This is a genomic window from Oerskovia enterophila (genome assembly GCF_044748475.1).
GTDB lineage: Bacteria > Actinomycetota > Actinomycetes > Actinomycetales > Cellulomonadaceae > Oerskovia > Oerskovia enterophila.
Window position 1 is genome coordinate 378,663 of sequence record NZ_JBIVFZ010000002.1, and the last position, 20,418, is coordinate 399,080.

General features: G+C 72.1%; 16 protein-coding genes and 1 pseudogene. 5 read left to right on the forward strand and 12 right to left on the reverse strand.

The genetic code is table 11. From position 1 onward, the window contains the following. Positions 1–163: 163 nt before the first annotated feature. Genes ACIPWA_RS06320 through ACIPWA_RS06340 form a run of 5 tightly spaced genes read right to left on the reverse strand, consistent with a single transcriptional unit; the run spans position 164 to position 5,228 of the window. Entirely contained in the window at positions 164–973 is an 810-nt protein-coding gene (locus ACIPWA_RS06320; RefSeq protein ID WP_400288869.1) for an ABC transporter ATP-binding protein, read from the reverse strand. Then, positions 970–1,818 carry an ATP-binding cassette domain-containing protein gene (locus ACIPWA_RS06325; RefSeq protein ID WP_068624347.1) on the reverse strand — a complete coding sequence of 283 codons (849 nt, stop codon included), beginning with the start codon at positions 1,816–1,818 and terminating at the stop codon, positions 970–972. Before ACIPWA_RS06325 ends, ACIPWA_RS06320 begins: the two co-directional genes overlap by 4 nt. Next, on the reverse strand, positions 1,815–2,750 hold the full coding sequence (locus tag ACIPWA_RS06330; protein WP_082608445.1) for an ABC transporter permease: 936 nt from the start codon (positions 2,748–2,750) through the stop codon (positions 1,815–1,817). The genes ACIPWA_RS06325 and ACIPWA_RS06330 overlap by 4 nt, the downstream gene beginning before the upstream one ends. Beyond that, a complete protein-coding gene (locus ACIPWA_RS06335) occupies positions 2,747–3,715 on the reverse strand; it encodes an ABC transporter permease (protein WP_056645730.1) in 969 nt (322 codons plus the stop codon). Before ACIPWA_RS06335 ends, ACIPWA_RS06330 begins: the two co-directional genes overlap by 4 nt. Before the next feature lie 10 nt (positions 3,716–3,725). Continuing rightward, positions 3,726–5,228, reverse strand: coding sequence for an ABC transporter substrate-binding protein (locus ACIPWA_RS06340; protein WP_068624345.1), 1,503 nt, complete (start codon positions 5,226–5,228; stop codon positions 3,726–3,728). A 517-nt stretch (positions 5,229–5,745) separates the two neighbouring features. Between ACIPWA_RS06340 and ACIPWA_RS06345 the strand changes: the two genes are divergently transcribed. Both ACIPWA_RS06345 and ACIPWA_RS06350 read left to right on the forward strand, forming a co-directional pair. Then, positions 5,746–6,477 (forward strand): hypothetical protein, encoded by a 732-nt coding sequence (locus tag ACIPWA_RS06345; RefSeq protein WP_068624343.1) that lies wholly within the window; start codon positions 5,746–5,748, stop codon positions 6,475–6,477. Positions 6,478–6,551: 74 nt separating this feature from the next. Then, a complete protein-coding gene (locus ACIPWA_RS06350; protein ID WP_400288875.1) occupies positions 6,552–7,769 on the forward strand; it encodes an acyltransferase family protein in 1,218 nt (405 codons plus the stop codon). Here the strand turns inward: ACIPWA_RS06350 and mfd are convergent. The 3 genes and pseudogenes from mfd to ACIPWA_RS06365 form a co-directional block, all read right to left on the reverse strand. Further along, positions 7,720–11,418: a transcription-repair coupling factor gene (gene mfd / locus ACIPWA_RS06355; protein WP_400288877.1), complete on the reverse strand. Its 3,699-nt coding sequence runs from the start codon at positions 11,416–11,418 to the stop codon at positions 7,720–7,722. The two genes, ACIPWA_RS06350 and mfd, sit on opposite strands and share 50 nt — an antisense overlap. Before the next feature lie 477 nt (positions 11,419–11,895). Next, positions 11,896–12,713, reverse strand: a pseudogene (locus ACIPWA_RS06360) (transposase family protein). 146 nt (positions 12,714–12,859) lie between these two features. Further along, entirely contained in the window at positions 12,860–13,252 is a 393-nt protein-coding gene (locus ACIPWA_RS06365; protein ID WP_400288879.1) for a hypothetical protein, read from the reverse strand. Positions 13,253–13,509: 257 nt separating this feature from the next. Between ACIPWA_RS06365 and ACIPWA_RS06370 the strand changes: the two genes are divergently transcribed. Further along, the gene (locus ACIPWA_RS06370; protein WP_400288881.1) at positions 13,510–14,046 is read left to right on the forward strand and encodes a transposase family protein; all 537 of its coding nucleotides are present in this window, start codon (positions 13,510–13,512) and stop codon (positions 14,044–14,046) included. 19 nt (positions 14,047–14,065) lie between these two features. Here ACIPWA_RS06370 and ACIPWA_RS06375 read toward each other — a convergent pair whose 3' ends face one another. From ACIPWA_RS06375 to ACIPWA_RS06385, 3 genes are all read right to left on the reverse strand, one after another. Continuing rightward, the gene (locus ACIPWA_RS06375) at positions 14,066–14,608 is read right to left on the reverse strand and encodes a hypothetical protein (protein WP_056764158.1); all 543 of its coding nucleotides are present in this window, start codon (positions 14,606–14,608) and stop codon (positions 14,066–14,068) included. 140 nt (positions 14,609–14,748) lie between these two features. After that, positions 14,749–15,906 carry a GNAT family N-acetyltransferase gene (locus ACIPWA_RS06380; RefSeq protein WP_068624336.1) on the reverse strand — a complete coding sequence of 386 codons (1,158 nt, stop codon included), beginning with the start codon at positions 15,904–15,906 and terminating at the stop codon, positions 14,749–14,751. Between the two features lie 17 nt (positions 15,907–15,923). Beyond that, on the reverse strand, positions 15,924–17,066 hold the full coding sequence (locus ACIPWA_RS06385; RefSeq protein WP_157277241.1) for a GNAT family N-acetyltransferase: 1,143 nt from the start codon (positions 17,064–17,066) through the stop codon (positions 15,924–15,926). Between the two features lie 216 nt (positions 17,067–17,282). Here ACIPWA_RS06385 and ACIPWA_RS06390 point away from each other — a divergent pair, with 216 nt between their 5' ends. Next, a complete protein-coding gene (locus ACIPWA_RS06390) occupies positions 17,283–17,978 on the forward strand; it encodes a phosphatase PAP2 family protein (RefSeq protein ID WP_400288885.1) in 696 nt (231 codons plus the stop codon). Between the two features lie 32 nt (positions 17,979–18,010). On the opposite strand, the gene ACIPWA_RS06395 is transcribed toward ACIPWA_RS06390, so the two are convergent. After that, the gene (locus ACIPWA_RS06395; RefSeq protein ID WP_400288887.1) at positions 18,011–19,228 is read right to left on the reverse strand and encodes a glycosyltransferase family 4 protein; all 1,218 of its coding nucleotides are present in this window, start codon (positions 19,226–19,228) and stop codon (positions 18,011–18,013) included. 84 nt (positions 19,229–19,312) lie between these two features. Between ACIPWA_RS06395 and ACIPWA_RS06400 the strand changes: the two genes are divergently transcribed. After that, on the forward strand, positions 19,313–20,416 hold the full coding sequence (locus tag ACIPWA_RS06400; RefSeq protein WP_068624328.1) for a glycosyltransferase family 4 protein: 1,104 nt from the start codon (positions 19,313–19,315) through the stop codon (positions 20,414–20,416). Positions 20,417–20,418: the final 2 nt, after the last annotated feature.

The following is a 20,418-nucleotide window of genomic DNA, read 5'->3' on the forward strand; positions in this document are numbered from 1 at the left end:
GCACTTATCCTATGGCGCCCGCCCCCCCCTCGGGCCCTCCCCGCCCCCCGACCGCCCCCACCCCGGCCGGCCCCCCCCCCCCCCCCCCCGCCCCCCCCCCCCCACCCCTCTCCGTCGACGGGATCCCGCTGCGTCGCCGCCGTGCCCGACGGCGGCACGCCCCTCAGGGCAGCGTCGGCACCGCCGCGAGCAACTCACGCGTGTACGCAGCGGCCGGCCGGGTCAGCACCTCGCGCGTGGGGCCGGCCTCGACGACCTCTCCCCCGCGCAGCACCACGGTCTCCTCGCACAGCTGCCCGACGATCGCCATGTCGTGGCTGACCAGGACGAGCGTGAGCCCCAGCTCGCGCTGGAGCCCGCGCAGCAGGTCCATGACCTGCTCGCGGACGGACACGTCGAGCGCGCTCACGGGTTCGTCGCCCACCAGGACCGACGGCGAGGGCGCGAGGGCCCGCGCGATCGCGATGCGCTGGCGCTGGCCACCCGAGAACTGGGCCGGGTACTTGGTCCGGGCGTCGGGGTCGAGGCCCACCCACCCCAGCACCTCGTCGACGCGCGCCGACACGTCGCCACCGATCCGGAGCGAGCGCAGCGGCTCGGCGACGATCCGGGCGACCGTCATGCGCGGGTCGAGCGACGTGCGAGGGTCCTGGAGGACGACCTGGACCTCGCGCCGGTACCGCCGCATGAGCGCACGGTCCCGGCGGTCCAGGGGTGCGCCACGGTAGGCGATGGTGCCGCTCGTCGGGCTGTCGAGCCCGAGCAGCAGCCGCAGGAGGGTCGACTTCCCGGCTCCCGACTCGCCCACGATCCCCACGCTGCGCCCGGCCCGGACCGTGAGGTCGACGCCCGCGAGCGCCGTCGTCGGGGGTGTGCGGCGCGACCCGCCGAACTCGCGCCGCACGCGGTCGAGCGCGACGAGAGGCGCGGCGTCGCCTACCGGCCGGTCGCCGCTCGTGGGCTGGTCGCTCATCGGTCCTCCAGGGTGGGCAGGTGGGTCACGGCGCGCGCCGCGGTGAGCAGCGAGCGCGTGTAGGGGTCCTCGGGCGCCTCGAGGGCGCGCGCGACGCTCGTGGCCTCGACGACCTTCCCGTGCCGCATGACCACGAGGTCGCGCGTGACGCGGGCGACCACGGGCAGGTCGTGCGACACGAAGACCAGGGCCGTCCCGGTGCGCTCGATCAGGTCGTCGAGCAGGGCGAGGATCTCGGCCTGGACGGTCACGTCGAGGGCCGTGGTGGGCTCGTCGGCGATCAGGACGTCGGGCTCGCACGCGAGGGCCATGGCGAGGCAGGCGCGCTGGCGCTGCCCGCCCGAGAGCTGCCAGGGGTAGGAACCGAGGATGCGCTCGGTGTCGTCGAGGCGCACCAGGCGGCACAGCTCGGCGGCGAGCTCGGCGGCCCGCGCACGCGAGACCTTGCGGTGCAGACGCAGCGGCCCGGCGATCTGCCGCCCGATCGTCATGAGCGGGTCGAGCGCCGTGAGGGGCTCCTGGAAGACCATCGCGATGCGGGCCCCGCGCACGCGGCGCAGGGCCTTCTCACCGAGGGGCAGCAGGTCGGTCCCGTCGAGCAGGACCTGCCCGGTCGCGGCCATGCCGTCGGGCAGCAGACCGAGGATCGCGGCCGCGGTGAGGGACTTGCCCGAGCCGGACTCGCCGATCACGCCCAGGCGCTCGCCGGGCGCGACGCGCCAGCTCACGCGGTCGAGCAGCACCCGGCCCGACGACGTCGCCACCGTCAGGTCCCGCACCTCGAGCCCGGTGTGACTCGTCGTGGGGCCGGCGGTGCTCGGCGTGGGAGGGGTCGTGCGCGTCATCGGTCGCCTCGCAGGCTCGGGTCGGTCCGTTCACGGATGCCGTCGCCCAGGAGGTTCAGGCCGAGCACGGTCCACGCGATGAGCAGCCCGGGCAGGATCGCCCCGAGCGGCTGGACCGCGACGGACTTCTGGGCGGCGCTGAGCAGCCGCCCCCAGGACAGGGCCGACGGCGAGCCGAGCCCCAGGTAGGACAGCGACGCCTCGGCGAGGATCGCCCCGCCCGCGAGCAGCATGAGCTGGACCAGCAGGGTGGGGGCCACGTTGGGCAGGACGTGGCGCAGGATGGTCCCCCACCAGCCCGTGCCCGACGCCGTCGCGGCCGTCACGTAGTCCTCGCGCAGCACCCGCGCGGCGTTGACCCGCGTGACGCGCGCGATCACCGCGGCCCCCGAGATGCCGATCGCGACGATCGCCGAGGTCAGGGACGCACCTCGGACCGTCACGATGAGCATGGCCAGCAGCAGGGTCGGGAAGGCGATCATCAGGTCGATCACGTTGAGCAGCGCGACGTCGGCCCACCGCGTGGTCGCCGCCGCGACCACGCCGATCGTGATGCCCAGCACGCCCGCGATGACGACCGAGGCGATCGCCACGGTCATCGCGACCGTCGCCCCGCCCATGAGCTGGCTCAGCAGGTCGCGCCCCAGCCGGTCGGTGCCCGCCCAGAACTGCGCGCTCGGCCCCTCGAGGCGCCCGCCCGTGCCGGCCGCGCCCGCGCCCACGTCGTAGGGCGTCCAGAAGATCGCGACGACACCGACGAGCGCGACCAGCCCGACCATGACCAGACCTGCGACGAACGACGGGCTGACGCTCCGCCGTCGGGCGCGCGGGGCGTCCCCCGCACCGCCCGAGACGTGCGGCGCGAGCGACTCCTCGACCTCGATGCGGCCCGCAGCGGCCCCGGGGATCTCCCCGCCCAGGTTGATGCTCATCGTGCGCCTCCGAGGGCCGAGCCGGCGCGCAGCCGGGGGTCGATGCCGCGCTGGGCGAGGTCGACCAGGAAGTTCGTGACGAGGACCAGGGCCGTCAGCCCCAGGACGAGCGCCTGCACGACCGGCAGGTCACGGCCCTCGACCGACGAGACCAGCAGCGTGCCGAGGCCCGGGAGCGCGAAGACGTTCTCCACGACCACGGCCCCCAGCAACGACGTCGCGAGCTCGATCCCGAGGATCGCGACGACCGGGACCGCGCCGTTGCGCAGCCCGTGCCGCGCGAGGGCGTGCCACCGGCCGTAGCCGAGCGAGCGAGCCGTGCGGACGTAGTCCTGGTCCAGCACGTCGAGAGTCGCCGACCGCACGTACCGGACCATGACCGACGACATGGCGATGGCCACGGTCGCCACGGGCAGGACCAGCGACCTGACGGCCGCCGCGGGGTCCTCCCAGCCCTGGCGGGGGAACCCGCCGGGCGGCAGGACCCCCGCCTCGAGCGCGAAGATCCACACCAGGATCACGCCGACCCAGAAGACCGGCACCGCGACGCCCAGCTGCGACACGGCCGAGACCGTGACCCCCACGACGCCGCGACGACGGACCGCCGCGACGACCCCGAGCGGCACCGACACGAGCACCGAGACCACGAAGGCCGCGAGGCTCAGGGGCAGCGTGATCGGCAGCTTGCTCGCGATCAGCTCGCCCACCGGGAGGCGCGAGACGAACGACGTGCCCGCGCTCCCCGAGAACAGTCCCGCGACCCACTGCCCGTACTGCGTCCACAGGGGCTGGTCGGTGCCGAGGTCGGCACGCAGCTGCTCGAGCTGGTCGCTCGTCGTGCCCACGCCGAGCGACGTGCCCGCGCTGTCCCCCGGCAGGAACCGGAGGACGGCGAAGACCACGACGCTCGCGAGGACCAGCGACAGCAGCAGCGTGCCGACGCGCGTCAGGAGGTAGCGGGACATGGGTGCTCGGTCAGCCTTCCCGCACGATGTCGGCGACGTAGAAGCTCTCCGTCACCTGGTTCACCGGGAAGCCCGTGATCTCGGCGCGAGCGACCCGGATCTGCGGGTCGAGGTACAGCCAGGCGCTCGCCGCCTCCTGCCCGATCGTCTCGTTGACCTGGGTCAGCAGGGCCGTCTGCTCCTCGGTCGTGGCCGCCTGGTCGGCGTCCGCGACCCACTGCTGGACGTCCTTGTTGTCGTAGCCCCAGTAGAAGTCCGGGTTGGCGTACCAGACGACGTCGCGCGGGTTCACGTGGCCCATGAGCGTGGTCTGGAAGTCGTGGTCCGTGTAGATCTTCTGGTACCAGGTCGCGTCGTCGATCGGGTTGAGCGTGAGCGTGACGCCCACGGCCTGGAGGTCCGACTGGAGGAGCTGGGCGATGGTCTCGGACGGGTCTCCCGCGACGTAGTCGACCGCGATCGTCAGGTCGCTCACGCCGGCCTGCGCGAGGAGGTCCTTCGCGGCCTGCGGGTCGTACGCGTGCACGTCGGCCTGGTCGACGAACCACGGGTCGGTCGGGGGGACCATCGAGCCGATGACCTGGCCGTAGCCGTCCCACACCGCGTCGAGCACCTTCTCGCGGTCGATCGCCTTGTACAGCGCCTGGCGGACGCGGACGTCGTCGAACGGCGCGACGCGGTCGTTGAAGGCCCAGATCTGCTTGGTCGTCGACGTGCCCTCCGTGATCGTGAACGCGTCGTTCCCCTCGAACTGCACGAGCTGGTCCGGGGAGTCCTCCGCGATGACCAGGTCGAGGTCACCGGTCAGGAGCGCGTTGTTGAGCGCGGTCGTGTCCTTGAAGAAGCGGAACGTGACGCCCGAGTTCTTCGCGGGCTCGCCCCAGTAGTCGTCGTTGCGCTCGATCGTCAGGTGGTCACCCTGCGTCCACTCGACGAACCGGTACGGGCCCGTGCCGTTCTCGCTCGTGAGCTCGGTGTCGCCGTCCTGCACGACCGTCACGGACGCGAGGTAGAACGGCAGCGACTGGCTGCGGCGCGACAGGTCGAGCTGGACCGTGGCGTCGTCGGGCGCGGTGATCGACGAGATGACCGACAGGTCGTTCTTGCGCGCGCTCTTGGACTCGGGCGCGATGGTCTGCGAGATGCTCCAGACGACGTCCTGCGCCGTGAGGTCCGAGCCGTCGTGGAAGTGCACGTCGGGCTGCAGGTGGAACGTGTAGACCAGACCGTCCTCGGACACGTCCCAGTCCTTCGCGAGGGTCGGGACCACCTGGCCGTCGACGTCGACCGAGGTCAGACCCTCGAAGACGTTGCGCGTCATGGTCTGCGAGACGCCCGAGCTGCCGCCGACGTTGCGGACCAGTCCGGTGGGCTCGTTGGTCGAGCCGATGACGATCTCGGCGTCCGCGCTCGCCGCGGCGCTGCTGCTCGCACCGCCGGACCCGCCCGAGCCGCACGCGGCGAGCAGGAGGGTCGTCGCCAGGACCGCGGCGGCTGCCTTGAGGGTTCTCATGGGGGTTCTTCCGTTCCAGGAGGTGCAGCGGGGCTGCACGGGGACCACCCCGGACGCGACCGGTAGGCCGACGGACGGTGTGGCGAGGGGGATCGTGGAGCGTCGGCAGTCCGACGGCGTGGACGAAGCCACGAGACCGGGGGCCGAGGGGGCCGTCGGGCGTCGCCGCAGCGCGCCGCGCGAGGGCGCGGCAGGCAGGGGGAGGCGACTGCCGGAAGGCGGGGGAAGGATCAGACCTGTGCGAGAGGGGCCGTCACGTCGGGGTGGTCCCGCGACGGACGCCGCCTGTCAGCGGCTGCTCAGAGACAGCGACAACAGCGGGCGGCGCTCGTCGAGCCGTGCCGTCCGGTGCTGGGGGTGCGCGTGGGAGCGCTCAGGTCGAGAAACATGATGCGACAACTATCTCACCGACCGAGCGGTATGGATACGCGCGGCGGGTGTGGTGGTGGTCACGTCCGGTCGCTGCTAGTGTCTCCGAGCCGAGCCTGAGCTCGCCTGGGTCGTCGATGGAGCACTCATGCTGCGTGTCACCGTGCCTGTCAGAGTTCTCGTCCGTCGCCTCGCGCTGGCGATCGCCGTGCTGGCGGTCCTGCACCTCCTCGCGAACTTCCTCGAGAAGGGAGCCGACCTCCACGGCGGGGTGATCGAGCCGCTCGTCCACTACTTCAGCATGGACGAGGAGGTGAACGTCCCCACCTGGTTCACGGTGATCCTGCTGGCGTCGACCGGCCTCGTGACCGGCGACCTGCTGCACGCCGAGCCGGACCGGGGACGCCGCTGGGCGTGGGGACTCATCGCGTTCGTGCTCCTCTACCTGTCGATCGACGAGATGACGAGCTTCCACGAGCACCTCGGGACGTCGCTCGAGGAGCACTTCCGGAGCATCGCCGACCTGCCCTTCAACGGCTGGATCGCGTTCTACGGTCCCCTCGCCCTCGTCGTGGCGGCGATCGTGGTCCCTCTCCTGTGGCGGCTCCCCCGGCAGTTCCTGCGTCCCATGGCCCTGGCCGGGGTCCTCTACGTGGCCGGCGCCGTCGGTTTCGAGGCGATCGCGGGACTGCTCGAGGATCAGGGCTTCGACCGGGCGACGTTCGTCGGACAGCTCGCGGTCCTCGGAGAGGAGACCCTCGAGATGATCGCGGTGCTCGTCTTCCTGGTGGCCGTGGTGCGGTACCGCGACTTCCTCGACGCAGGACCCCGTCCTGGCAGGGCAGGCCCGGCCGACGAGGTGACCACACTTCATCCTTGACCCCTTCCCCTCGCCGCGCCCACGATGCAAGAGCGGCCCTCCACAGGGCCGCGCACCAGCGGCAGGGGACATCGATGGCGACTCCGGCAGGACCCGCCGTCGTCCGGCGCCATCTTCCGTCGCTCACGGCAGTGCGTGCGATCGCTGCTGCGGCGGTCCTCGTCTTCCACCTCGACTACTGGCAGGTCCTCGACATCCCCGGTGCGTACTACGGCAGCACCGGCGTCGCGCTGTTCTTCGTCCTCTCAGGATTCATCCTGACGTGGACCGCCAACGCGGCGCTCCCGCGGAGCGGCTTCTACCTCCGGCGGGTCGCGCGGATCTACCCCGACCACCTCGTGACGCTGGTCGCGGCCCTGGTCATCGCTCTGGTCGTCGGGAGCCCACCCGTCACGGGCCGCATCATCGGGGCCAACGTCCTGCTGCTCCAGGCCTGGTCGCTGGACCCCACGGTCGTGTACGGGCTCAACGGCGTCGCGTGGTCGCTCTCGTGCGAGCTCGCCTTCTATCTCGCCTTCCCGTTCCTCCTGCCGCTGCTGCGGCGCTGGTCGGGCCGGACCCGTCTCGTCGTGACCCTCGTGGCGCTCGCGATCCCGCTCGTCGCGACGGTCGTGGCCCCCACCACCTACCAGGTGCTCTACCACTTCCCCCTCGCCCGGTTCCCCGAGTTCGTCCTGGGCGTCGTCGCGGGTCTCGCGTTCGTCGAGGGCCACCGGTCGCGGATCCCATGGGTCGGGGTGCTCGGGATCTTCGCCGCGGTGCTCGTCGCGGCCGAGCTCACGCACGCGACCGAGGCCGTGGCCCGCGTCGCGCTCGTCCTGCCGTTCGCACTGTTCCTCATGCTCTGCGCCGAGCGCGACCTGCGTGGCCGGCGAGGGGTGCTGACGCACCGCGTCCTGATCGTCGCGGGCTCGGCCTCGTACGCGTTCTACCTGGTGCACGAGCTCGTGATCCGCCGCGTGCTGGCCACGCCGCTGACGGGGGTGCTCGCCGCGGCCGTCATCACGGTGGCCGCCGCGGCGCTGGCCTACGCGCTCTACCGGTTCGTCGAGGAGCCCGCACGCCACCTGGTCGTGAACCGCTGGGGGCGGGGGCGGCGCGCGTCGGCGGGCGCACCCACGGGCGCGGCGCAGGCCTCCCCCGGCCCGACGGCGCCGCTCGCCGACGCGGGCGCGTCGCCCACCGCGGACCCCGCCCCGGCCCCCACCGCTGCCGCCGCCGCCGCGACAGCGACAGCGACGGCTAACGCTTCGCCGTCCCCACCGACGCGGCCGCGCTCACGTCGCCCGTGATGACCGCGTCGATGAGCTGGCGCGCCCAGGCGAGCACCTCCATGCCCCGCAGCGGACGGCCTCCGATGCGCGCCGTCGTCGGGAAGGGCACGAGGAACGCGCGGATCGCGGGCTTGAGCATGGTGCCCGGGTAGAGGCGCTTGAGGCGCAGCTCCGCGGACTCCGGGAGGTCGACGGGCGCGAAGCGCACGAACTTGCCCTGCGCCGTGACGTCCGCGAGCCCCGCGCGACGCGCGTGGTTGCGGAAGTCGGCGACCGCGAACAGCGCCTCGACGACCTCCGGGAGCGCGCCGTAGCGGTCGACCAGCTCGGCCCGCACCTCGGCGAGCGCCGGCTCGTCCTGGGCCGCCGCGATCTTGCGGTACGCCTCGAGGCGCAGGCGCTCGTGCGCGATGTAGTCGTGCGGGATGTGGGCGTCGACCGGCAGCTCGATCGAGACCTCGGGGGCTTCCTCCTCGACCTCGCCCTTGAACGACGCCACGGCCTCGCCGACCATGCGCACGTACAGGTCGAACCCGACGCCCGCGATGTGCCCCGACTGCTCGCCGCCCAGCAGGTTGCCCGCGCCGCGGATCTCGAGGTCCTTCATGGCGATCTGCATGCCCGCGCCCAGGTCCGTGTTGGCGGCCATGGTCGCGAGGCGGTCGTGCGCGGTGTCGGTCAGCGGACGCTCGGGCGGGTACAGGAAGTACGCGTACGCGCGCTCGCGCCCACGGCCCACGCGGCCTCGGAGCTGGTGGAGCTGGGACAGGCCCAGCATGTCGGCGCGTTCCAGGATGAGGGTGTTGGCGTTGGAGATGTCGAGGCCGGTCTCGATGATCGTGGTGCAGACCAGGACGTCGAGCTCCTTCTCCCAGAACGCCGTGATCGTCTGGTCGAGCTGGGACTCGCTCATCTTGCCGTGCGCGACGCCGATGCGGGCCTCGGGGACCAGCTCGCGCAGGCGCTGGGCCGTGCGGTCGATCGTCTCGACCTTGTTGTGCACGTAGAACACCTGGCCCTCGCGCAGCAGCTCGCGACGGATCGACGCCGAGATCTGCTTCTCCTCGTACGCGCCCACGTACGTGAGCACGGGGTGCCGCTCCTCGGGCGGGGTCGCGAGGGTCGACATCTCGCGGATGCCCGTGACGGCCATCTCGAGCGTGCGCGGGATGGGGGTCGCGCTCATCGCGAGCACGTCGACGTTGGTCCGGAGCTGCTTGAGCGTCTCCTTGTGCTCGACGCCGAACCGCTGCTCCTCGTCGATGATGACCAGGCCCAGGTCCTTGAACTTGATGGACCCGGAGATGATGCGGTGCGTGCCGATCACGACGTCGACCGAGCCGTCCTTGAGCCCCTCGACCGTCTCCTTGGACTCGGCCTCGGTCTGGAAGCGCGAGAGCGCCTTGACCGTCACGGGGAACGCCGAGTAGCGCTCGGCGAACGTCTGGAAGTGCTGCTGGACCAGGAGCGTCGTGGGCACGAGGACCGCGACCTGTTTGCCGTCCTGCACGGCCTTGAACGCCGCGCGGACCGCGATCTCGGTCTTGCCGTACCCGACGTCGCCGCACACGAGCCGGTCCATGGGGACGGGCTTCTCCATGTCGGCCTTGACCTCGTCGATCGTGACGAGCTGGTCGGGCGTCTCGACGTACGCGAACGCGTCCTCGAGCTCGCGCTGCCACGGGGTGTCGGGGCCGAACGCGTGCCCCTGCGTGGCCATGCGCGCGCTGTAGAGGCGGATGAGCTCGCCCGCGATCTCCTTGACGTGCTTGCGCGCCTGGCTCTTGGTCTTGGCCCAGTCCGAGCCGCCCATCTTGTTGAGGCTGGGCGACTCGCCGCCCGTGTACTTGGTGACCTGGTCGAGCTGGTCGGAGGGCACGAACAGGCGGTCGCCCGGCTGGCCGCGCTTGCTGCTCGCGTACTCGATGACGAGGTACTCGCGCGTCGCGGCGTTGCCGCCCGTGCCGAGCGTGCGCTGCACGAGCTCGACGAACTTCCCCACGCCGTGCTGTTCGTGCACCACGTAGTCGCCCGCGCGCAGCGCGAGGGGGTCGACGACGTTGCGCCGCCGCGAGGGCATCCTGCGCATGTCGCGCGTGCTCGACCCCTGGCGTCCCGTGAGGTCCGACTCGCTGAACACCGCGAGCTTGAGCTCCGGCGCGACGAACCCCGGCCCCACGGGCGCGGGCGTCACGAGCACGACGCCGCCCTCGGGCTCGGTGTCGATCGACGCGACGAGGCGCGCCGCGGTGTCGACCGCGGAGAGCTGCTCGGTCATGCGCCGTGCGGGGCCGTGGCCCTCGGTCGTCAGGACCAGGCGCCAGCCGGCGTGCTGGAGCGAGCGCAGGTCGTCGAGCGCGCGCTCGACGTCCCCGCGGTAGGACTCGACGTTGCGCGCCGGCACGGTGAAGGTGGTCACGCCGTCCGTGCCCATGCCCGACGTCGGGCCCTCGCCTCCGGGGAGCTCGTCGCCCGGGTGGGCCTCGCCGTCGGGGGTGGCGCCCTCGTCGAGGCCGAACGGGCTGAGCGTCCACCACCCGAGGCCGCGACGCTCGGCGACGTCGTGGACGTCGGCGAACGTCTCGAACGACGCGGCCGAGAGGTTGATCGGGGTCGAGCCGCCCGCCGCGGCGCCGGTCCAGGCCGCGGCGAGGAACTCCTCGGTCGTCGCGACGAGGTCGTGCGCGCGGCGGCGCACGCGCTCGGGGTCGTTGATGATCAGCAGGGCGTCGTCGGGGACGAGCTCCAGGACGGGCAGCATGCGGTCCACGAGGACCGGGGCGAGGGACTCCATGCCCTCGACGGCGATGCCGGCGGCGAGCTTGTCGAGCATGTCGGTCGCGCCGGGGAGCGTCTCGATCAGCTCCGCAGCGCGGGCGCGGACGGCGTCCGTCAGGAGGATCTCGCGGCACGGCGGCGCCCACACGCCGTGGTCCGCGATCTCGAGGCTGCGCTGGTCCGCGACCGCGAACCAGCGGATCTCGGTGACCTCGTCGCCCCAGAACTCGACGCGCAGCGGGTGGTCCTCGGTCGGCGGGAAGACGTCGAGGATGCCGCCGCGCACCGCGAACTCGCCCCGCCGCTCGACCATGTCCACGCGCTGGTAGGCCGCCGCGCTCAGGCGCTCGGCGACGTCGGTGAGGTCGGCCGTCTCGCCCGTGCTGAGCTCGACAGGCTCCAGGTCCCCGAGGCCCTCGACGACCGGCTGGAGCAGCGCGCGCACCGGCATGACGAGCACGCGCACCGGGCCGGACTGGCTGACCTCCCTGGTCGGGTGCGCGAGGCGCCGGAACACCGCGAGCCGCTTGGCGACCGTGTCGCTGCGCGGCGACAGCCGCTCGTGCGGCAGCGTCTCCCACGCAGGCAGGACCGCGACTAAGTCGCCCAGCTCGTCGGGCAGGTAGGCGCGCACGCTCGCGGCGAGCTCGTCGGCCTCACGGCCCGTCGCGGTGACGACGACGAGGGGCCGGGAGCCCTGGGCGGGGGCGCCCTTCTCTGCCCCGGCGGCTTCCCCGGTCGCGGTCGCCCCCGCCATCGCGGCGAGCAACGGCGGGCGCACGCCCACCGGTCCGACGACGTCGACCGCGCCCCGCAGGCGCACGTGCTCGACGACCGCACGCGCGGTCGGGTCGGCCAGGAGGGCGGGCAGGATTCCGGTGAGGTTCATGAGTTCCTTCGAGCAGGGTCACCGACGGCGGTCGTCCACGGGCAGGGCACGGGTCGACGCGCCCCGCAGCGAGAGGCGGGGCACGCCGGGACAGCACGAGCGGCCCGGACCGAGGTCGAGGCGGCGGTCCGGGCTGAGGGTGCGAGAACCAGGTTACGCCGAGGGGGTGACAGGGGGCGCGGTGGTTTCGCGGAGCGCGCACGCCCTGCCTACCCGGAGCACAACGCACCTAGGTCTCGCCCAACGGGATCGTCGAGCGTCGGGAGCAGGCCCGCGTGCGAGCAGCGAGTCCTCGGCGAGTGCGCTCTCCACGATCTGCCTTGGCGAAACGCAACCAGCACCTCGCAAGCTGACGAGCCGCGGCAACCAACCCGAGCGACGCAAATCCCTACCATCGATGACGACACCCCAGCTGCGACTCGCGAAGTGGGCAATCCCCCGCACGTTCTCGAGCCGTGCAGTGCTAGAGAGGTGTTCTCACCAGGCTGATTTGGCGGTTCCTCGTTGAAGGTGGAGCAGGACGAGGGCTGCTGCGGTGATCTCGGTGGTGCGGTTCGGGTCGAGAGTGATCAGGCGTAGGGCTCGCCAGGTGTTCTTCAGCAGTGCGTTGCCGCGTTCGGCAACGGCTCGCAGGGAGATGAGGATCTTGTCGCGGGACAGGTCATCGACGTGAGCGGCCCTCGTGAGGCGGCGCGGGTGCCGGATCCCGATACCGGCGCCTTGGTAGCCCTTGTCGGTCAGGGTCGGTGTCCCGGCGGCGGCCGCGGGGTAGAGCGCGGGCAGGACGAACCTGCGGGCCGCGGTGATGTCGTGCGTGGACCCGGGGCTCGCCGCCGAGACCCACACGGGGTAGCCGGTCGGGTCACATAGCACCTGGATGTTGGCGCCGTGACGGTGGTGCTTTCCGGAGTACCAGGACTCGGCGCGGTCGGGTTGCGCGGTCCGTGCAGCTGCGCGATCGGCACGAGCGTGCCGTCCAGGGCCACGAACGGCCACTGCTCGGTGCGGGCGGTGGCCAGGACGTCGTGCAGGTCGGGTGCCTTGTCGGCGACGACGTCGATCGCCTCGTGCAGGTACCGGTAGGCCGTCGCCAGCGAGATGCCCGCGTCCCGAGCGAGCAGGTGCACGCGGGTCGCGTCCTTGAACCAGCGCAGCACGAGCAGTGCTTGGGTGCGCGCGGTCGCGGCGCGCTGCCAGGGACGGATGTCGCGGGCGCGGCGATGGGCCGCGATCCATCGGGTCACGACCGTCAGGGTGTGGGCGGGCACGTCGAGGGTGGCACCATAAGTGATCAAGCAGGGTCCCAGTCGTCCAGTTTGTGCGTTTGGCGACTTGCATCCTGGTCCTGGGACCCTGCTGCTGCCAAACTCACGACCGAACGAACCTGCAGGTCAGCGCGCCGTCGCGCCGATCACATCACCGCGCCTGGTGAGAACGCCTCTCAGTAGCCCAGCCAATCACATACCTCAATAGCGATTCGACGCAACTCGTCCAATTCCAGTGCAGGGCGCACGTAGTTCGCAGACACCAGTGCGGTCAAAAACTCTTCCGGCAGCTTCACCGCATGCTCGCGAACATAGTACGCCAGATCAAACCGCCACACCCAGTGCCCATCCGTCAGTATTGAAGCCCCACCACGGACATAATGTCCAGGCCTCAACGGATCTGGAGTGCTCTCCATCACGTCCAAGACCGGATAGCCCGATTCCAGGTACTTCGCAACCGAATCGATCGAATCGCTCGAGCCGCGCCCGGAAACCGCGAGAATAGAATCGCTGTAGACCCGATTCGGACCGACAGCATCGAGTTCTCGATAGAATCCCAGGTATTTCATCCGTGACCTCCATTTAGGATTGGCAAGAAGGTTCGCCAAGAACCGCCGTCCGCAATTCTCGGAGTCTGAGGTGTTCTCACCAGGGCGGGCTGGTTGAGGAGCGCGTCGGTGCGCTGACCTGCAGGTTCGCTGGGTCACTGGTTTGAGGGGCGGGACCCCAGGCGCCAGGATGTAAGTCGTCAAACACACAACCGCGACATCCCGGGGTCCCGCTTGATCACCTATCGTGCCAGTCTCGACGTGCCCACACACACCCTGTGGGTCGTGACCCGCTGGATCCACGCTCTCGTCGCCGCGTCGACCAGCGCCGCTGGCAACGAGCCGCACCCGCCCGGACGCAAGCGATCCTCGTGCCGCGCTGGTTCAAGGACGCCACCCGGATCCCGTCGTTGGCCCACGATGCCGGGATCTCGATCGCGACCGCGTACCGGTACCTGCACGAAGGAATCGATGTCATCGCCGACCACGCGCCGGACCTGCACGACGTCCTGGCCGCAGCGAAAGAGCAGGACTGGCCCTACGTGTGCCTGGACGGAACTCTCATCCCCACCGCGCAGCTGCACGGCCCGCCCAACGTGTCCGGTGCCGAGTCGTGGTTCTCCGGCAAGCACCACCGCCACGGCGGGAACATCCAGGTCCTGTGCGACCCGTCCGGCTACCCCGTGTGGGTCTCGCCCGTGAGCCCGGGCTCCACGCACGACATCACCGCAGCCCGCAGATTCGTCCTGCCCGCGCTCACCGAGATCACCGCAGCAGCCCTCGTCCTGCTCCACCTACAACGAGGAAGCCGCTGAACAGGCTGGTGAGAACACCTCAGAGCCTAGAAATCTGCTCCCGAGCAATGTCGAGCAACCCGGGCGCGGCCATCTCGCACCACTGATCCACGTAGTCCAGGTCAGGAAGCGGAAAGAAGGCATCACGGTTCGTCAGTCGCCACTCCAGGTACCTGGAATCATCTAGATACGGATCCTCTGAACGGTTCGCCAGCGGCAAGACAAACCGAGCCGCACTCTCCCGCAGCAGCTCGCGGTCAAGCGCGGAGAGAACATCGTGCAGCATCGTCGTCTTATAGACGGTTGTCGCGATGTTGTACATCTCCCACCCCACCGGCCCATAGCCCCCCTCGGCACCGACGCAGGTCGCCTTTCTCGTTTCACCACCATCGATCAACGAGAACATCCGACCAACGGTCTCGAATCGCAGCCACACGGCGGCACCCCTGCCCTGATCGTTCGACCTCACCCAACCCGAAGGCGTGCCGCTCAGCCTCTTCATCCCCAGCGCCTTGAACTGACCGTCGAGTCGACGCATCACCGCAGTTCTCGCCGCCGCGCGACTGAGCAGCTGTGACGTCATCAATACCTCACCAACACCCTCTGCATGCCATCTCCGCTCTGAGGAACCACTACCAGCAGTGGTTCATCCTGCGTGATCCCGTTGCAGTTCGGCACGAGTTGGCTGCACCAGGACGCGCGACCCGCCGCGTTCCGTTGCCTTCAGCCCCGCCGCTCCCGCACCCACCTACGGACCCTCCCCGACGCCACGATCGCCGACAGCAGCGCCCGCGACGGCCAGCTCCCCACGGCGCACGTGACCGAGACGAGGTCCACGCGGTCGGGGTAGAGCAGCGTCTCGTCGGGGTACCGGCGCGGGTCGATGCAGCTGTCGACCAGCACCGTCCCGGGCATCTCGGCGAGCAGGCGCATCCCGAGCAGCCGCCCCCACGCCCCGGGTGAGTGCGCCGACCAGGCCGGGTCGTAGGCGTCGGAGATCGAGAAGACCACGCCGTCGCGCCGGACGCGCACCGCGAGGTACACCGGCGCCCCGGCCGGACCGACCCGCAGCACGTGCGCCTCACCCCGCTCGCGGTAGGTCTCCACCAGTCCCGCGAACCACTCCGCGGCGCCGGGCACCACGCGCCGGGCCTCCCCTCCCTGGGCCCGGTCGCCCTTCCAGCCCGCGGCCTCCAGGTCGAGAAAGTGCTCGACGACGTCGGGCTCGTCCGTCGCGTCGACGATCCGCAGCTCCTGCCCGAGCTCCTCGACGAGGTGTCGCCGCCCGCGCCGGAGGTTCTTGCGCCGCGAGGCGGACAGCTGCGGACCAAGCTCCTCACGAGCACCCCGCCCCGGCACGAGCGCCCCGCGCGAGATCCGGTCCCACTCGCGCACCGGCATGCCCGCACGGGCGAAGGCGTCCAGCAGCAACGTCGTCGTCTCCCCCGACGCCCTCAGCAACGGGAGGTCGACCGCCTGGCCGAGCGCTCGCCGTCGGGCATGGAGCGCCGCGACCAGCGCCGCGACCGCCAGCCGCGGGCGGGCCGCGTCCACGAGCGGCGCGCGCAGCGCCGCGAAACGCTCGACGAACGGCCCGTCGAGGCTCGCGTGCCGCGCAGGCCACAGCCGGTTGCGAGCCACGGTCTCGAACGGGAGGAACGCGAGCCAGCCCGACCCGTCCGCTACGACGAGCGCCATGACTGCGCGCCCTCCCCCCATCCCGCGGGCGGCCGCCCCCAGGACGGCGGGCTCGAAGTAGAGGTTGGGCTCGAGCGAGGAGTCCGCGAGGCGCTGCCAGGCCGCGAGGTCCTCGGCGCCCAGATCGGCCACGCGCACGACCCGGCTCGCGACCTCAGCGCCTGCCGCGGCGGCGCTGCCCACCGGCGCACCGTGAAGCCTCACCGGAAGCGCCGCACCACACGCGCGGCGGCCCGCATGACCCGCATGGTCAGGCGCGCGAAGACGCCCCCCGTCACGACGGTCGACGAGACCATCGTCAGCCGGTCCGGGAAGAGGGCGGTCGCGTCCTTGTAGAGCGAGGGGTTCATCGAGCTGTCGAACACCTCGACGTCGGTGTTCTCGTCGAGCCAGGACAGCGCCATCATGCGCCCGATCGCCCCGGGTCCGTACCTCGCCCACTCCTCGCTGTAGACGTCGAAGTACCCGAACGCCGTGGAGCCGGTGCAGACGATCACCGCCATGTGCAGCAGGACCCCTCCCGCCACCAGCGCGAAGACGTGGGCTCGCCCGCTCGTCGAGAAGCCGGCGAGCATCTCGCTGAACCACTCCTGACCACCCCGCCGGTTCCTGAAGCCCAGTCCCCCGCGCGCGGCGTCGCCCTTCCACCCCTGCTGCTCGAAGTCGAGGAACGCCTTCGCGATCTCCGGGTCGTCCGCACGATCCTCCAGGACGAGCGTCTGGCCCACCGCACGCTCGAGCCGTCGGCGGCCCCGGGCGAGCGACTTGCCCCGGGGCATGCGCTCGGCCCAGCTCCCGGGCTCCCCCTCGTCGAACCGGACAGCGCCCCGCGGGTCACCGCCCCACGCGTGCACCGGCAGGCCGCGCTCCCGGCACGCCTCGTCGAGGCGTCGGTTGACCTGCCCGTCCCGCGAGAGCAGGTGCAGGTCGATCGCCTGCCCGAGCTCACGGCGCCGCTCGTGGAACGCGTCGACCAGCGCCTCGACGGCCTCGTCGACGCGCGAGCCGTCGACGAGCGGCGTCCCGAGCGGGCAGTAGAGCGCGAGGAAGTCCGACCCGGTCGAGGCGTGCCGCCACGGCCAGTGCTTGTCGCCCGGGACCATCTCGAACGGGAGCGCGGCCCACCAGCCGCCGGGCTCGGCCCCCCGCGGGTCCCCGCCCGGGACCTCGTCGACGACGAGGAGCCGCAGCCCGGACCCGCCGCTGAGCTCCCGCACCGCGGGCACCAGCATCTCGGGCTCGAAGTACGGGTTGGGCTCGGCGGCGCGGGCGGCGAGCGCCCGCCACGACTCGATCTCCTGATCCGTCAGGTCGATGATGCTCAGCACACGACTCCGTGCCATGAAGGACCCTCTGTCGTCCGGCGATCGCTTTCCCTGGACCTCGCGAGATCGGTGCCCGGGGCATCTGCAGTACGACGGTAGACACCGAACGACGCCGGGGCCACAGTGGGAGCACTGATTTCACCCGGCCGGATTCCCCATGCCGCGCCGTCGTCGTCCACTCGTCCGCCCAGGTGCACCCAGGTGCCGCCCGACGCACTCCCAGGAAGGCCTGCCGTGACCACGGACGAGCTGCACGACGTCGACGCCCGCCCAGGGCGGTCGGCCCGCGTCCCGCTCCTGCTCGCAGCAGCCGTGGCGCTCGGGGCCGTGTTCGCCGCGACGTACGTCGTGACCGTCCGCACGCTCTCAGGGCAGCAGATCGACAACGGCGCGTTCGTCTCGTGGCAGCAGCTCAACCCGTTCCTCGGGTCGTTCGCGCAGGTCCTGCGACCGGCCCTGCCCGTCGCGCTCGGGGTCGTGTGCGCGGTCCTCGGGGTGCTCGCGCTGCGGGCCCGTCGGTGGAAGGACGTGGTGCGTGCCGTGGCCGTCGTGGCCGTCACGGTCCCGCTCGCTCGCTGGCTCCGCGACGTGGTACTCGACCGGCCGGACCTCGCCGACCTGGCCTATCCCCAGAACACGCTGCCCTCGGGGCACGTCGCGGTGACGGCCGCGCTGTGCGTCGCGGTCGTGTTCCTCTGGCCGCGCCGCTCGGGGGCTCTCGTGGCGTGGGCCGTGGTCGTGAGCCTCGTGGCGTGCGTCGCCTCGTTGCTCGAGCACGCGCACCGCCCGAGCGACGTCGTCGCGTCTCTCGTGCTCGTGGGGGCGGTCACGTGCCTGGTGCTCGCGCTCACGCAGCGCCGCACGCTGCCGTCGGACGCGCCGGCCGACCGGGGTATCGCCCGCGAGGTAGAACCTCCTGCGTCGAGGTAGTACCCGCTGAGCTCTACCTCGCGCAGGAGGTTCTACCTCGGCGCACGGGCTCGCCGGGCGGACCGGGATCTCATGACGCGCGCGTAGACGTCGTCGTACCGGTCCACGACGGCCTCCCAGGTGTAGCCCTCGACCTCGCGGCGGCCCGCGGCGCCGAGCGCGGCCGCGACGTCGGGCGCGTCGAGCAGCGACCCGATCGCGCCCGCGAGCGCCGTGGCGTCCCGGGGGTCGACGAGCAGACCGTCGACGCCGTCGGTGAGGAGAGTGCGGGGGCCTCCGAGCACCGTGCCGACCACGGGTCGCCCTGCCCGCCAGGCCTCGAGCACCACGATCGACGCGGCCTCCTTGCGGCTCGGCACCACCACGACCGTGGCCGCCGCGAGCGCATCGGCGACGGCGTCCGGTCCCAGCATCCCGGGGAAGGACACGCGGTCCTCGACCCCGAGAGTCCGCGCGCGACGCCGCAGCTCCGCGAGCTCCGACCCGTCGCCCACGATCGTGAGCCGGGCCCGCTCGGCGAGTCCCGACGACGCGAACGCCTCGAGCAGCAGGTCGAAGCCCTTGACGTGCTCGACGCGGCCGACCGCGAGCAGCACGGGTTCCGCCGCGTCGCCGGCGACCGGCCCGGTGTCGGCCGGGCCCGCGGGACCCGCGCCACCGGCCTGGGCTGCCGCTGCCGGACCCCCACCGAGCTCCACGCCGTTCGGCACGACGACGGCCCCCGCGTACCCGAACCGCTCGGCCAGGTCCTCGGTGACGATCGTCGAGCAGCCCGTCACGGCGTCCGCGCGGGCGAGGGCCGCGCCGAACCAGGTGCGCATCCACCACGACGTGCCGAGCGCGTCATGGTCGTCGGCGAACGTCTCGCCGTGCGAGCTGACGACGAGCGGCGTGCGGGTGACGCGCCCCAGGGCCGTGGCGTAGACGCCGTTGGGACCGAAGCACTGCACGTGCAGGACGTCGGGGCGCAGCGAGCGGTACGCGCCGAACCATCGCCACGCGGCCGCGGGCCAGCGGACCGCGAAGGACAGCACGCCGCGAGCGCCGCGCGAGGGCTGGGGGGTCGGCAGGTAGCGGACCGTGACGCCGTCGAGCACGCGGGTCCCGAGGTGCTCACCCTGGTCGACGGCCCACACCTCGACCGTCTCCCCGCGCGCGACGAGGACGCGCGCGACGTGCTGGACGTGGGTCTCGACCCCGCCCGTGCGGGGCGCGTAGGAGCTCGTGACGAGCGCGGTCCGGGGACTCATTTCGCCCCCTGGAGACCGTGGTCGGGGCGCCGCGCGCCGCTAGAGTGGGCCACTTCCCGACCTGCGAGAGAACGGACTCCCCGCATGCCGCAGCTGGTGATCGCGACCGTCGCGGTTGAGGTGCCCATGGGCGCGCAAGTTTATCAGGAGGAGGTCGCCACCCGGGCGGCCCGAGCCCTCTCCGCACCCCCCGGGGACACGGTTTCACCCACCGCGTCGCAGGCTCCCGCACGGGCCGGGGACTGGACCGTGAAGCGCACCGTCGCCCGCTCGCTGCGCTCGCCCCTGCCGGGCACGCTCCGCCTCCCCCTCTCCCGCCTCGGTACCGCCTCGCCCGCGCTCCGCAGGGCCGCAGGCCGGGTCGTCTACCCGCGCGGCGCCGTCGTGCACCGCGTCGGGCTCGAGCTGCCCCCGCACCCGACGCGCGACGTCGTGACCATCCAGGACGTCGTGTCCTGGCGGTTCGACGACGAGTCCCGGCCTGTGCGTGCGGCCGCCGAGGAGGCCCGGCGCGCAGCGGCCGTCGTCACCGTCTCCGAGTTCAGCGCCGACGAGATCGCCGAGCTGCTCGGCGTCGAGCGTCCGCACGTCGCCTACAACGGGGTCGACGAGCGCTACTTCCGTACCCCGCCGCTCGACGCGGCGGCGCTCGAGGCCCTGGGCATCACCGGTCCGTACGTGCTGCACGCGGGGGGCGCCTCGCGGCGCAAGAACCTCGAGAGCCTCGCCGCGGCATGGCCCTTGATCCACAGCGCGCGCCCGGACCTGACGCTCGTCATGAGCGGCCCGCGCAACGCGCGGCGCGACGCGCTCTTCGGTGCGCTGGCGGGCACACGCCTCGTGGGTCGCCTGCCCGACGACGTCATGCCCGGCCTGGTCGCGGGCGCCGCCGTCGTCGTGGTCCCCTCGCACTACGAGGGCTTCGGTCTGCCCGCGCTCGAGGGCATGGCCGCGGGGGTGCCCGTGGTCGCGGCCCGCACGAGCTCGCTGCCCGAGGTCGTGGGCGACGGGGGCCTGCTCGTGGACCCGACGCCCGACGAGATCGCCCAGGCGACCCTGTTCGTGCTCTCGGACGACCCTGAGGTCGCGGCCATGGTCGAGCGCGGCCGGGTCCGCTCGGCCGACTTCACGTGGGAGCGCAGCGCGGCGCAGCACGCGGCCGTGTGGCGGAGCGTGGCCGCGCGCTGACG